General features: G+C 52.5%; 8 protein-coding genes. 6 read left to right on the forward strand and 2 right to left on the reverse strand.

Annotated features, from left to right (window positions below):
- The first annotated feature begins 53 nt into the window (after positions 1-53).
- On the forward strand, positions 54-1,880 hold the full coding sequence (gene recQ, locus CWE14_RS09265) for a DNA helicase RecQ (RefSeq protein WP_241972367.1): 1,827 nt from the start codon (positions 54-56) through the stop codon (positions 1,878-1,880).
- Between the two features lie 75 nt (positions 1,881-1,955).
- On the forward strand, positions 1,956-3,647 hold the full coding sequence (locus CWE14_RS09270; RefSeq protein ID WP_126799128.1) for a M28 family metallopeptidase: 1,692 nt from the start codon (positions 1,956-1,958) through the stop codon (positions 3,645-3,647).
- 97 nt (positions 3,648-3,744) lie between these two features.
- On the opposite strand, the gene CWE14_RS09275 is transcribed toward CWE14_RS09270, so the two are convergent.
- Entirely contained in the window at positions 3,745-6,909 is a 3,165-nt protein-coding gene (locus CWE14_RS09275) for a TonB-dependent receptor (RefSeq protein ID WP_126799129.1), read from the reverse strand.
- A 273-nt stretch (positions 6,910-7,182) separates the two neighbouring features.
- On the opposite strand from CWE14_RS09275, the gene CWE14_RS09280 reads away from it, so the two are divergent.
- Genes CWE14_RS09280 through CWE14_RS09295 form a run of 4 tightly spaced genes read left to right on the forward strand, consistent with a single transcriptional unit; the run spans position 7,183 to position 11,200 of the window.
- Positions 7,183-8,871 (forward strand): carbon starvation CstA family protein, encoded by a 1,689-nt coding sequence (locus CWE14_RS09280; protein ID WP_126799130.1) that lies wholly within the window; start codon positions 7,183-7,185, stop codon positions 8,869-8,871.
- The gene (locus CWE14_RS09285) at positions 8,858-9,139 is read left to right on the forward strand and encodes a cory-CC-star protein (RefSeq protein WP_126789421.1); all 282 of its coding nucleotides are present in this window, start codon (positions 8,858-8,860) and stop codon (positions 9,137-9,139) included. Before CWE14_RS09280 ends, CWE14_RS09285 begins: the two co-directional genes overlap by 14 nt.
- The gene (locus CWE14_RS09290) at positions 9,130-10,140 is read left to right on the forward strand and encodes an ArsA family ATPase (RefSeq protein WP_126799131.1); all 1,011 of its coding nucleotides are present in this window, start codon (positions 9,130-9,132) and stop codon (positions 10,138-10,140) included. Before CWE14_RS09285 ends, CWE14_RS09290 begins: the two co-directional genes overlap by 10 nt.
- 46 nt (positions 10,141-10,186) lie before the next feature.
- Positions 10,187-11,200, forward strand: a complete 1,014-nt coding sequence (locus CWE14_RS09295; protein WP_126799132.1) for a zinc-binding alcohol dehydrogenase family protein — start codon at positions 10,187-10,189, stop codon at positions 11,198-11,200.
- A 71-nt stretch (positions 11,201-11,271) separates the two neighbouring features.
- Here the strand turns inward: CWE14_RS09295 and CWE14_RS09300 are convergent, their stop codons facing one another.
- On the reverse strand, positions 11,272-14,610 hold the full coding sequence (locus tag CWE14_RS09300; protein ID WP_126799133.1) for a S41 family peptidase: 3,339 nt from the start codon (positions 14,608-14,610) through the stop codon (positions 11,272-11,274).
- Positions 14,611-14,616: the final 6 nt, after the last annotated feature.

Consider the following 14,616-nt stretch of genomic DNA (forward strand, 5'->3'; position numbering starts at 1 on the left):
GTCGGGACGCATACAATAGGGGGCGAACAAATCGCCGTCAACTCTGGAGTACCATGCAAAGCCTAGCCACCTCAAACCACGATCACATGCAACAGGCCCTCGAGGTTCTGCAGCGGGTGTTCGGCTACCGTCAGTTTCGCGATGGTCAGGAGGGGGTGATAGAGCAGGTGCTGGCGGGGCGCGATGCGGTAGCGCTGATGCCGACAGGTGGCGGTAAGTCATTGTGCTACCAGTTGCCAGCGATGTTACTGCCCGGAGTGACCATTGTGGTGTCGCCGCTGGTCTCGTTAATGGATGATCAGGTCAGTGCCCTCAAAGCCATGGGTATTTCGGCTGGCGCTATCCACTCCGGGATGCAGGGACCTGAGGTGATGGAGGTGCTACGGGCGCTGCAGGATGGCTCTATTAAGCTGCTCTATGTCGCGCCTGAACGTATTTTGACCCCGGCGTTTCTGGAACGGCTGCAAACCTTGCAGGTGGCGTTGATTGCGGTCGATGAAGCGCACTGTATTTCACAGTGGGGGCATGACTTCAGACCCGAATACGGTCGCTTAGGCGAGCTGCGCCAACTGTTACCTAATGCCCCCCTGTTAGCACTCACCGCCACTGCAGACCACGTGACCCGTGATGATATCGTGCAACGCCTGGCGCTGCGCGACCCGTTTATATTCCAGAGTTCCTTCGACCGGCCCAATATCCGTTATCTGGTGCAGGAAAAGTTTAAGCCGCAAAAGCAGGTGATTGATTATGTCAAAGCACAGCGCGGGGCCTCCGGAATTATTTATTGCGGAAGCAGAAAGAAGACCGAAGAGCTGTCGCTGAAGCTGCAAATTGAAGGCGTGAAAGCGCGACCTTACCATGCAGGCTTGCCGCACGAAGAAAAACGCGAAACGCTGCACGGATTTTTGCGCGACGACATTGATGTGGTGGTGGCGACCATTGCCTTTGGTATGGGGATCAACAAGCCCAATGTGCGCTTCGTGTTGCACTATGATATTCCACGCAGTATTGAAGCGTACTACCAGGAAACAGGTCGGGCTGGCCGCGATGGTGTCGCCTCCGAAGCGGTCATGTTCTACGAGCCCAACGACGCCGGCTGGATCTGGCGCTTGTTCGATGAACAGCCTGATAGTGAGCGAATCCGTGTCGAGCGACAGAAATTTCATGCAATGACCTCGTTTGCGGAAGCACAAACCTGTCGTCGCCTGGTGTTACTGAATTATTTTGGCGAATACCGCGAGCAGCCTTGTGGCAACTGCGACCTCTGCATTGACCCGCCTAAACAGTACGATGGCACCGTGGATGCGCAGAAGGCGCTAAGTTGTGTCTACCGGACAGGCCAGCAATTCGGCGTTAATTATATTGTTGAAGTGCTGCGTGGGGCGCAAACGCAAAAGGTCAAACAGCATGGTCACAGCCAGCTTTCTACCTATGGCATCGGTAAAGAAGAAAGCGCGGAGCATTGGGTGTCGGTTATTCGCCAACTTATCCACCGTGGCCTGCTAATCCAGGATATTCGGCGCCATAGTGCGATGCATCTGGCTCAGAACGCGCGGCCGGTGTTGCGTGGAGAAGTCGCGCTGACCCTGGCTAAACCGCGTTTGGATGCGATCAAAACTGGCGCGGCCGTGGCCGAGCGGGGCAACCACGACAAAGTGCTGTTCGGACGCTTGCGCAAATTACGCAAACGCATTGCTGAGCAAGCGGAAGTGCCCCCTTTTGTCGTCTTTGGCGACAGCAGCTTGCAGGACATGGCAACCCGTTTACCGACCACTGAAGCTGAGTTCCTGCTGGTATCCGGTGTCGGTCAGGTTAAGCTTGAGCGCTACGGCAAAGCCTTTCTTGAAGAGATTACCAGCTACCTGACAGGAAACTTGTAACCCGGTTGTGTCCCAACGTATGGTATCAGTTGCGCAATGTGCGTAAACCGACTTACCTATGTAAAGGATCTTCCGATGCGGCAATTAGTTACTTCTACTTTGGTGTGTTCAGCTCTGCTGGCCTGCACCCCAACCTCAGGGCCTGACGACTCGAAAACGGCCAGTCAGTTTCCCCTGGTCGAAGACGCCGACGGCTATTTCGACACCGACTTCTCAACCTCCTATCGTGAGCACTTACGGACCCTCGCCTCTGATGAGTTTGAAGGGCGTGCCCCCGGAACCCGGGGTGAAGAACTCACTATCGATTATATTACCAACGTGTTTCAACAGGCCGGCGTGCAGTCGCTAAGCGGGACCGAAGGCGACTATACGCAAATGGTGCCAATGGTTCGTATCGCGCCAACTCGGGTGACCGACATGAGATTACGCGGTGGCGAGGCTGAGGAAACCTTAGCGTACCGTCAGCAAATGATGGGCTGGACCCATCGCGCTGTCGACGAGGTCGAAATTGCAGACAGTGAGATGGTCTTTGTCGGCTACGGCATTGTTGCCCCGGAATATGACTGGAATGATTATGAAGGCCTCGACGTTGAGGGTAAGACCGTGGTGATGCTGGTGAATGACCCCGGTTATGCGACTCAGGACGAGGCGTTATTTAACGGCAATTCGATGACCTACTACGGGCGCTGGACCTACAAGTTTGAAGAAGCAGCACGACAAGGTGCCGATGCGGCTATTATTGTCCACGAAACCGGGCCAGCAGGCTATGGCTGGGGCGTTGTGGCGGGTGGCTCACCGATTCGTTACAGCATGAAAAGTGAGAACATGAATGCGGGCCGCGCCAAGGTGGAAGGCTGGATCACCGAGGACAGCGCAGAGCAACTGTTCGCCAACATCGACATGACGCTGGATCAGGCGCGGACTCAGGCTCTGGCAGCCGACTTTGAACCGCTGCCGTTGCAGCGCGAGCTGTCACTGATTATAGAGAACGAGATTGAGTATTTTGAAACCGCCAATCTGATCGGCAAGGTTGAAGGTAGCCGTTACCCGGATGAACATGTGATCTACATGGCGCACTGGGACCATATGGGGGTCGAACCCATTAGCGGCGAAGTGTTTAACGGTGCCCAGGACAACGCGAGCGGAGCGGCTGCCTTATTAGCGCTGGCTGAAAAATTTGCTGCCATTGAGCAACCCGAGCGGACCGTGTTGTTTGCTATGGTCGGCGCTGAAGAGCGCGGCCTGCTAGGGTCCAAATGGTATGCCGAGAACCCCTTGTTGCCACTCGACCAGGCGGTCGCCGGAATCAATATGGATATGCAGAATATGTACGGGCCGGTACGTGATTTCGTCGTGGTCGGTTGGGACAATTCTGAAATGCAGGACATTGCGGCCCCTTATGTTGAGGCGCAACAACGCTATCTGGCGCCGGAAACCAACCCGGAACGAGGCTTCTTTTACCGTTCGGACCACTTTAGCCTGGCCAATAAAGGCGTGCCAATGCTGTACGCGAAGGGGGGTATCGACCACTTTGAACATGGCAAAGACTATGGCCGTGAGAAATTTGATTATTTATTTGCAGAGTTGTACCACAAACCAGCAGATGAGTATGACCCTGAGTGGGATTTACGTGGCATGCAACAGGACCTTTGGATTTACTTCCGGGTTGGCCATGAACTGGTTAACAGCCGCACCTGGCCAGCGTGGCGCGAAGGCAACGAATTTGAAGCAGAACGCCTGAGAACTGAGTCACAACGGGCTCAGTAAACAGAAGACCCGTTCAATCAATATAAAAAAAGGCCCCTCACGTTGCCGTGAGGGGCCTTTCTAGTATGGGTAGTTTAACTACGTTTCTAAAAGCGTCTTAGAAGTCGTATTTAACACCAATGTTGATTTCCCACAGTGAAGGCGTTGCTTCACGTGATTGACCAGCCGGAGCGAAGAATTCGTTGAACTGGTACTGGTAGTTACCAGCTGAACCAATCAGGTCCACATCAGCAACCTGAGTTGCTTGTGGGAAGCCTGCCTGATACAGCACGCCCCAGTCATCGTTCAGCAGGTTAGTCAGGTTGTTGATGGTGAAGAACGCTTTAGCGCGATGGGTTTCTTTGAAACCAGGCAGTTCTTGCTCAACACGCAGGTCAACCTTAGTCCACCAGTCACTGTAGAACGCGTTACGCTCTGCAATGCCACCAGCATACTTATCCAGTCCTGAATTTTGCACGAACTCGAAGAATGCGTCAGTGTTAAAGTCAGCACCAAATACTACGTTCGGATCGTCGATACCAGTCGGTACATACAGCAGCTGACGGTTGTTACCGTAGTCACCGAAGTTTTCACCCGCGAAGGTGTAGCTGTACGGACGACCTTTGTTGTGAGTACCAACCAGGCTGAAGGTGGTGTCATAGCCATTCACAAACTGATGTTGGTAGGTTGCACGTAAGGTAAAGCGATGCGGGATCTCGTAGTTCGAAGTTGCCAGACCCGGGTTGTTCATGTCGCTACGTGCATAGTTAACAAAGTTAGAGTATGCAACAGAGCTGGTCATTGGGTTAGCATCTTCAGACTGGGTGTAAGCATAGGCCAGTGACCAGCTTAAGCCCCAGTCATATGACTTGCTCAAGGAGCTCGAGAACGCCAGTGAAGTTCCGTCTTCTGTGGCGTTGCCCAGAATTAAGTCTTCACGTGCTTCGTCGCCGAAACGAGGCTCATACAGTGGACGTCCATCTGGCAAGGTGCCAGTTGCTTCCATTGATGCGTCATAAATGATGACCGAATCTTTTTTCTGAGCGTAGATTAGGTCGGCATTAACAACATAACCAGTGTCGAAGGTGTAAGTCGCACCTAAAGCGTACTTCCACTCGCTTGGAATGTTGAAGTTCGGGTCCATGGTGTTAACCGCTGAATCCGGGCTTGCATTGGCTACTTCGTCAACCATATCTGCTGGCGCGTTAGCAATTGGGTTGCCGTTGCCGCTAATTTCACGGTCAAACAGGCTTTGGCCAGTGCGGTCAGTTAACTGAACCTGAGTAATACCGTCGTTCTGATAGCCGTTAGCTACCCAGACGTTCGGGTTACCACCAGAGTATAGGCCGATACCACCGCGAACTTCCAGCTCTGGCAGGGCGCGCCAGTTAAAGCCGAAACGTGGCTGCAACAGACCTTCGCCATCAAAGTTCTGGGCGTTGCTATAACCATAGCGCTCAGTAAAGTTAGCGTTTTCTGTTGGTAAATCACTGCTGGTGTACCAATCGTAACGCAAACCGAAGGTGAAGGTTACATCCCAGTCGTAGTGATAATATTCGTCTTGCAGATAAACCGTGTTAATCGCATAGCTGTATTCAGCTGCTGCGTCACGTGGGTTTAAAGTACCTGCCGCATTACCGTAGTAGATAGCGCTAGGAGTACCAGCTTCGAAATCATCGATTGAGCTAAAGCGATATTCACCGATGCTGTGCTGAACGAACATGTTGAAAATATCGAAGTCTTCACGCTCAAAACCAGCCGACAATGTATGGTCATTTAACTGGTAGGTGGCCATTGCATTGAAGAACGTAGAGTCGTAGCTGAGTGAGTTTGACTGACGTGAGTCATCCACACCAAGGTACACTGTTGCTTGTGACGGGTCAGTCTCACCAGGGGCAATGTTGGTAGTCGTAATCTGAACTTCACCGAAGTTGCCTGGACCTGCGTTTACCTGTGAGTTATCAACCGATGTGGTACCAACACGAACTTCAGTTGAGAAGTCGTAAGTCCAGTCTGAGAATAACTGAGCAACGTGTGATTCAAGTTTGGTGCTACGGTTGTAGTAGTGGTCTGAGAAAGAGTATTGCGTAGAACCACCATCTGACTGGCGTAAGTTACCGCCGTCATTGTAGTTGTAGGTATAAGCTAAGCGGTGTTCATCGTTGATGTACCAGTCTAACTTAACCAATAACTTTTCGTCTTCAACTGGCGAAGATGCGATTGGCTGGCCTACTTCGTAACCATATACATCACGCGCGATATCGGCGATACGGTCAAGTTGCGCCTGGTTTACACCAGCCACAGGAGTACCAGCACTTGAATCGGCCGCGCCCAGAGTGAAGTTCTCAACACCTTCGAATTTCTCGTAGGCAGTGAAGAAGAATAATTTGTCTTTAATCAGTGCGCCACCGACGTTGAAGCCGTAACGCTCTTCGGTGTAGTCACCGTTATCAAAGCTGTCACCTTCAAGGCTGTCGCCTCGTAATGCGTCGCTGGTGTAGTCAAAGAACACTGAACCAGAAAGTTCGTTACCACCTGATTTAGTAACGGCGTTGATGTTACAGGCGGTGAAGTTACCGTACTGAACATCGAAAGGTGCAAACTCAACAGCTACTTGCTGGATTGCATCATAAGAGAAAGGAATGCGTTCTGTTGGATAACCGTTGGCGTTCAGGCCGAAGTTATCGTTCATGCGCACGCCGTCAACTGTCAATGAGTTGTAACGTGGGTGAGCACCACCACATTGAATGGCATCACCGAAACTCTCGTCAACGTATACGCGTGGGTCAATGCGCAGAACGTCTTTAATATCACGGTTAATTGCAGGCGCATTTTCTAAGTCTTCTTGCGAGAAAACGGCGGCTGGGCTGTTGCGACCGATCATTGGGTCGCTCATGCGGCTACCGGTGACCGCGATGCGTTCGAACTCTTCCTGAGAACGAATGGTTACGCTAACGTTTTGCGTATCACCCAGTGACAGGAACACGTTTTCAACGATATCGCGACGGCCTTCAGGGCCTTCGACAACCATCATGTATGGACCACCAACCGCCAGACCGCGCGCGTTGAAAGTACCATTTGCATTTGAGGTGAGCGTGCGGCTTGTACCTGTGCGGGTATCAATCAGCTGAATAGTCGCGTTTGCAACTGTCTGCCCCTGCTCGTTTGAGACAACACCACGTAACGCGGAGGTTGTTTCCTGAGCTAAAGCAACACCAGAGGACATTCCGATGGTAAGCGCGACTGCCGCTGCGATGCGAGTCAGTTTCGTCTTCTTAGTCATGCCATTTTCCTGCATAGTTTGTGAGAGAGTTTGAGAGTAAAGCTTGTTGAATGCGTGAGGTTACATCCAGTTTGTGACAACACCATGACAATGTGGCGCGTATTTTATGACAAAAATTAACCAATTTCATACTTTTTTCATGTTTATTTACTCCAAAAATGGAACTTTCTGCCATTTTCGGTATTTGTCACCCTATACCTTAGTCTAATCTCGGGCTATAAACGTACATGGTAGAATCTCTAATTCTGTAAATATACCTAGTGAGAGCAACACATGAATGCAATCTTCGTACTCATAGTAGGGCTAGGCGCGATGGCGCTTGGTTACGTCTTTTACTCGAAGTTTATTGCCGAACGGATTTATCGGCTTGATCCTAATTTCCAAACGCCAGCGCATGAGTTTGAGGACGGCGTTGATTTTGTACCTACCAATAAATACGTGTTATGGGGCCACCACTTTACCTCCGTAGCTGGCGCAGCGCCGATTATAGGCCCTGCGATAGCGGTCATTTGGGGGTGGGTGCCAGCCTTCTTGTGGGTCGTATTGGGTACTATTTTCTTTGCCGGTGTGCATGATGCCGGGGCGGTATGGGCGAGCAACCGCAACAAAGCGAAGTCAATGGGTGCATTGACCGGGGATGTGGTTGGAACACGTGCCCGCAGCTTGTTTATGATTGTAATCTTCCTTGTACTGCTGATGGTAAATGCCGTATTTGCCACCGTAATTGCAGGCTTACTGGTTGATTTTCCGACATCGGTAATTCCGGTCTGGGGCGCCATTTTTGTGGCCTTGATTATCGGGCAATTGATTTACCGTAAGTACATTGGTCTTATTACGGTTTCTATTGTCGGAGTGATTGCACTGTACGCGTTGATCGGACTCGGTCCGGTGATGCCTATCAGCTTACCTGAAACTATGGTCGGGCTGTCTGACCGCGCGATGTGGATTGTCATCCTCTTCGGCTATGCAGCAATTGCCTCGCTACTGCCAGTCTGGATGTTGCTTCAGCCACGCGACTATATCAATGGTTTGCAGCTGTTTATCGGCTTGATTTTACTCTATGGTGCCGTGTTACTGATGGGGCCAGAAATGGTTGCTCCAGCGTTTAACAACAACGTACCCGAGGGCACGCCATCGATTATCCCACTGCTCTTCGTGACGATTGCCTGTGGTGCGATTTCTGGCTTCCACGGCCTGGTTGCGGGCGGCACCACGTCTAAGCAGCTGGATAAAGAAACCGATGCCCGTTTTGTTGGTTATTTTGGGGCGGTAGGTGAAGGCTCGCTGGCCTTAGCCGCTATCATTGCCGCCACCGCCGGCTTTGCAACCTTTGCTGACTGGAATGCGGTTTACTCGGCCTTCGGTCAGGGTGGTGTCAATGCCTTTGTCGAAGGGGGCGCATACATCATTAATAATGGGCTCGGCATTGAGATTGGTCTGGCTGAAACGCTGCTGACCGTAATGGCGGTATTATTTGCCGGAACCACTATGGATACAGGTTTACGCTTGCAGCGTTATATCTTTCAGGAGTGGGGTAGCATCTACGATATAAAATGGATGCAAAAGATTATGCCGGCTACCTTACTCGCTGTGGGTACCTGTTTGTTACTGGCGTTCGGTGCCGGTGGCGCGGACGGCTCTGGTGGTCTGGTTATCTGGCCGCTGTTTGGCACCACCAACCAGTTACTTGCTGGCCTGACCCTGATGGTAATTACGGTGATTCTGGTACGCATGGGCCGCCCTGCTTACTACACGCTTGTTCCCTTGATCTTCCTGTTGCTAATGACGGTTGCGGCGTTGATTCTGCAATTGAAGACATTCTACGCCAGTGGCAACTGGTTCCTCTTCAGTCTGGATATTGTGGTGCTGGTTGCTGCTATCTTTATAGTGTTTGAGTGTGGCACTACATTGAGCCGACTGCGTAAAGAGCGGGTTGAAGAAGGAAGCAATGAAAATTCATAAGCTGACAGCCATCAAAAAGTGGTGGCAAAAGGCGAACTACTTCGCGGAGGAGGCGTATAACGCCCCCTACCGCGCTGCCATAGCAAGAGCAAAACGCGAGCAGGATGATTTATTCATGCTGCTCGTTTTTTCTGAAATGATGGGTGTTCCCAACCCCGCCAGCTATTACACCCTTGAATTACAACCCTTGTTACTGGAACGTTTTCATGACTGGCATATGCGCATGGGCATGGAAAAATCACCTTTGGACCATTTCAAATGCTGCTAACTGATAAAAATGTCCTCCTTGTCGGCGGCAAAGGCGGGGTCGGCAAGACGACGATGTCGGCGACCCTGGCTTTACTGGCTGCGTCGCGGGGGCGTAAGACACTGGTGATCTCAACGGATCCGGCTCATAGTCTGGCGGATGCCTTTGGTCAGCCGGTGGGTGATCAGGAAGTTAAACTACGGGAAAACTTGTGGGCATTGGAAATCGACCCTGATCGGGAAGTAAAAGCTCACATCGATCGGGTGGCGGCGGAAATGAAAAAGCTCACGCGCCCTGAGATGTATCACGAGATTGAACGTCAGTTACGTCTCACGCAGCAGTCACCGGGGGCGCAGGAAGCGGCCTTGTTAGAACGCATAGCGTCTATTCTCGATAGCGGCCTCAATGAACAGGGCTATGACCTGATTATTTTCGACACCGCGCCGACCGGGCATACCCTGCGACTGCTCAGCCTGCCAGAAGCAATGGCGGCGTGGACCCAGGGTTTGCTAAAACACGACAGCAGATCGCAGAAACTGGCGGGGGTGCTCGACCACCTGACGCCGAAGCAGGGCCGTGATATTGCCAACCCGATGGCGGACCCGAAAGAGCATGAAACGGATGGCATGAGTAAACGTAACCAGGCTATTACGGAGCGCTTACTCACGCGGCAGCGTCTGTTTCAGCGGACTCGACGACTGTTTACCGACAGTAAGCGTTGTGCCATGTTGTTTGTGCTGACCCCGGAAAAGCTGCCGGTACTGGAAACCGGTCGTGCCGTAGAGACACTCAAGGGTGAAGGCTTACCGCTGGCTGGCCTGATCGTGAACCGGGTTTTGCCAGACGACGCGGATGGGGAGTTCCTGGCGAAGCGACGAGAACATGAGAAACAATATCTGCGGCAGATAGATCAGCGCTTTGCGAATTTGAAGCGTTATTTTGTGCCATTGCAGGCAATGGACATTGAAGGAATGGAAGGGCTTGAACGAATGAGTTCGCTGCTGGAAAGCGCGGGTCTTTAAAAGCTCAGGCCTTTATAACTCAGGATACGTAACCGGAGGGACCTCTATGCAAGCAATTGTTGCGCGTAAAGGCGAGTTAGTGGATGTGGAAATGGCTAAGCCAAGTCCGCAGGAGCACGATATATTAGTCCAGGTGCAGGCGGTATCGGTCAATCCGGTAGACACCAAGGTACGGATGCGAGCAAAGCAAAGTGGCGACGAAAAAGTGCTTGGCTATGATGCGGTTGGTATCGTTGAAGCCGTCGGTGAGCAGGTAGAAGGCTTTAAACCCGGTGACCGTATCTGGTACGCCGGCGACGTCACCCGCCCTGGCAGCAACGCTGAATTTCAGTGTGTTGACTGGCGAATAGTCAGTCATGCACCGAAGTCATTAAGTGATGCAGAAGCCGCTGCAATTCCGTTAACGGTATTAACCGCCTGGGAACTGCTGTTTGACCGCTTGCAATTGACCTCGGATGCCAGTGACGATGCAGGTGACACAGCCAGTAGCGAACGAGTACTTTTAGTCGTAGGGGCCGCTGGCGGGGTTGGTTCGATGTTGGTGCAACTAGCCCGGCAGTTAACCAAAGCGACTGTGATAGGCACTGCATCTCGTCCTGAATCAAAAGACTGGGTGAGTCGTTGTGGCGCACATCATGTGATTGACCATTCTGAACCGCTCTCAGCAGGGCTTGCAGAATGTGGTCTTAGCGATATCACCGATGTGGCATCGTTAACGCACACGGACAGTCATTTCGATGAGTTGGTGCGAATGCTCAGACCACAAGGGCGCTTTGCATTGATTGATGACCCCGAGCAAGCACTGGATATTGGCTCAATGAAACAAAAGTCCCTGTCATTGCACTGGGAGTTTATGTTTACCCGGGCCATGTTCAAAACCGCTGACATCCAACGTCAGGGCGATATTCTGAAACAAGCGGCAAGGTTAATTGATAGTGGGCGTTTACAAACAAGCTTGCAGCAACACCTGTCTCCGCTGAACGCGGCGACGCTTGAGCAGGCCCACCAGCAACTGATGTCGCAGCGCACCGTAGGTAAAGTGGTGGTAACGCGAGACTAAAACTCAGATAGAGCCTGAGCTATAAAAAAAGCATGCCACGCGGCATGCTTTTTTATCCCCGTTGAGCGTCATTAGGGCGTAATGTCATCAGCGACTGGTAACATAATAGGCTGACTCCGCAGCTCCGGAATAGGCTCATCATCCAGTTTGCGCTGCAACAGTTCGATGGCGTAATTGAGCTGGGCATCGATGCCGGTGAAGGTGGCATGGGGCAGATTGTCTACTTCAATGTCCGGCTCCACGCCGTAGCCTTCAATGACCCAGCGTCCGTCCATGGCAAACTGCGCGGTTTCAGCCACTCGTGCCAGTCCGCCATCTGCTAACTGATTACGCCCTGAGAGCCAAACTCCGGCCCCGGCGGTTCGCTTACCCACCAAAGGCCCGAGGCCAAGCGCTTTGACCCCGGCGGCGAACGTCTCACCGTCAGAATAGGTCAGTTCATCAGTCACAATGACCAGATGCCCGCGAAACGTTTGCTGCATATTTGTGTACGGTGCGCCGTGCGTATTAGGCTCCCAGAATGACCAGGCGCGGCGCAGCAGTTTTTCGATAATCCAGCTGTCAATATTGCCGCCACGGTTGCGCCGCACGTCGATAATCAGGCCCTCACGGTCGACATTGGCATAGAATTCACGGGCAAATGAAGCGATGTCGTTGGGTCCCATCGCATACAGATGCAGGTAGCCGAAATTCTGTTCCGAGGCCACATCTACTTTCTCGCGGTTGCGCTGCACCCAGTCCTGATAACGTAACTGATGGTCTTGCTGCACAGTAGCGGGGTACACCATGGTTTGTAGCGTGGTTCGTTGGCGTCGCAGATCTAAGCGCACCGGCTTATTGGCCTGGTTGCGCAGCGCCTGGTTAAGATCCGCCTGAGTGCTGATGCGGCGACCATTGACAGCCGTTATGTAGTCTCCCTCAGTCGCATTAACACCAGGTTTGGCCAGCGGCGAGGCTTGCTCGGGCAGCTCAGGATCGGTCCGGTAGATACGCAGAATACGTACGCCGTTGTCGGTTGTTTCTAATGCGGCTCCCAGGGTTGCCGCCGATGGCTGATCATCAGCGGCTGGATAGTCGCCTCCGCGAACTTGCGAATGCAAGACGCTAAGCTCGCCCATCATCTGTGCGAATAAGTCATCTAATTCATGCCGGTCGGTAACTCGGGGCAACAATGACTGATACTTTTCCCGTGTGGCACGCCAGTCTAACCCACGCATGTCGGCGTCAAAGAGGAAGTCACGGTGCATCAGCCAGGCATCGCGGAACATTTGCTGCCACTCTTCAACCGGGTTGAACGCCAGTTGCCACTGGTCAGTTGCTAAATGCGATCGGGTTAGATCCTCAGGTGCGGTGGCCTGAACGTCATCAATATAGAAGTCATTGTTGCTGGTTCGCCAATACAGGCTATTAGTCTGAGAGCTTACGGCGTAGTCCTCGACCTGACTCGCAAATACCTTCACCTCTGGTTGATGCGGGTCAATGGCAACGCTTATCAGCTGCTGATGGTTGTCTCCGGCGCGCAGCAGGTAGAGAAATTCATCGGTCATTTGCAGCTGGCGATAATTGCCGGCTTCCAGTGGAACTTGCCACAGGCGACTAGCAAGACCGTCCCAGTCAACTGGTTGGCGGCGCGAACGTTCTTCAGTAGCACCCTGGTCACACTGACTGACTTCGCTTTCTGGCTGAAACGGAAAACATGCCTGTGACTTCAGACTCACTGCAAACACTAGCCCACGTTTATCGAACATCGGCCCAAGGTTGCGATCGCCCCAGGGGGAACGCGGATTGGCATCGAAATTACGGTTAGACACAAAATACAACCAATGACCGTCAGTACTAAAGGCCGGTGAGAACGAATCATACTTAGTCGTGCTAACCGCTTGTTGACGCTCTTCATCCACCGAATAGAGTAAAACCTGTGAGCGGTCGCCGTCCTGATTGCTTTTACTGAATGCTACTAATTTACTATTGGTGGACCAGACGACGTCTGCGTAGGGAGAGTGACCCCAGCCGCCTTCGGCGATGCGGCTGTTGTTGCCATTGCTTAAATTGAGCAGCCAAAGATCGCCGTTTTTATCGTCATGGGCAAGGTAGTTGCCATCTGGAGAGAGGTGGATACCCCAGCGGAATACACTGCCATCATCAGTTAGTTGGCTGGCACCACTGGAGCCATCCGCTGGGAAACGCCAGATTTCATTTTCACCACTGTGATCATTGATCGCGTATATCCAGCGCCCGTCAGGGCTCATGACTGCATTACGGGAGCGGCTGCCAACCGGGGTCTGCACTTCAAACAGGCGCTGGTGGCTTTTACCGGCAACCGCAATTTGTGACCGGGCTGTTATTACTACCCGCTCCTGCTCGCCGTTATAGCTGGTGTCAGTCAGGTAATCCAGTGGATTCTCAATCCAGCGTTCCTGGCGTTGAGCAAAGTCACTGGTAAGGTGGATATCGAGTGTTTCGCTGTGCCCTGATTCGAGTTCCAGTAGTTTCAGATCTGCGCCAAGCTGGTAGACAATCCGCCCCTGGCTTATATCTGCCGACCAGACTTGCCAGTCATTGTATTCCGTTAACTGCTGCTTTTCGCTACCATCGCCATTCATTGACCACAAGTTCGGCGTACCAGTGGCGTCCGAAATGAAATAAACACGAGTGCCATCCACCATAGGTTGGCGAACGGATGCAATATGGTCATCGGTCAGCAGTTCTGCTTCTTCGTCTCCGGGGCTAAAGCGCCATAGCTCGCCCATTGCGCCGCCACGATAAATACGTGTGTTATCGCCAGTAGCCTGCAGACCGAAACGGATAAAGTACAGAGTTTCGGGGTTAACCGGGTGAATGGTTTCGCTGCGAACTTCATAATTACCGTCGGCATCCGGCTCCTCGCTGCGGTGCTCTATTACTCGGCCCTCAGCGCGCAGGTTGTAACTGCCTTCTATCGCATCAGTCAGCGGGATTGTGCTGGTGGTCAGCGACTCCGGGTTGACACTGCGCAGTAGCCATTGATTTGCCGGGCCCATGACATGATCAGTGCTGTAAAGCACCTGACCGTCGGCCGTCCAGCCCTGCACTCGTACGCGGCTGTTTTCAAACGTAATCCGTTTTGGAATACCGCCCTGTAGCGGCATGACATAGGCTTCTGGTGCGCCCTCGTAGTCTGCTACAAAGGCAACCGAGTTGCCGTCGGGAGAGATGGCGGCATAGCGTTCTTCAGCATCACTTGTGGTAAGGCGGGTGGCGTTACCACCATGCACCGTGGTACGCCAAAGGTCACCTTCCGCGGTAAAAACGATCTGGTTCTGATGAATGCTGGGGTTGCGATAATAGCCACGAGTACTATCGTCGGCGACTACGTGCATCGAGCCACTCGCCAAGAGCGCACCGGACGCCAGGTACAGCGCTAACTTCATGCTTAG

Source organism: Aliidiomarina soli (genome assembly GCF_003986975.1).
GTDB lineage: Bacteria > Pseudomonadota > Gammaproteobacteria > Enterobacterales > Alteromonadaceae > Aliidiomarina > Aliidiomarina soli.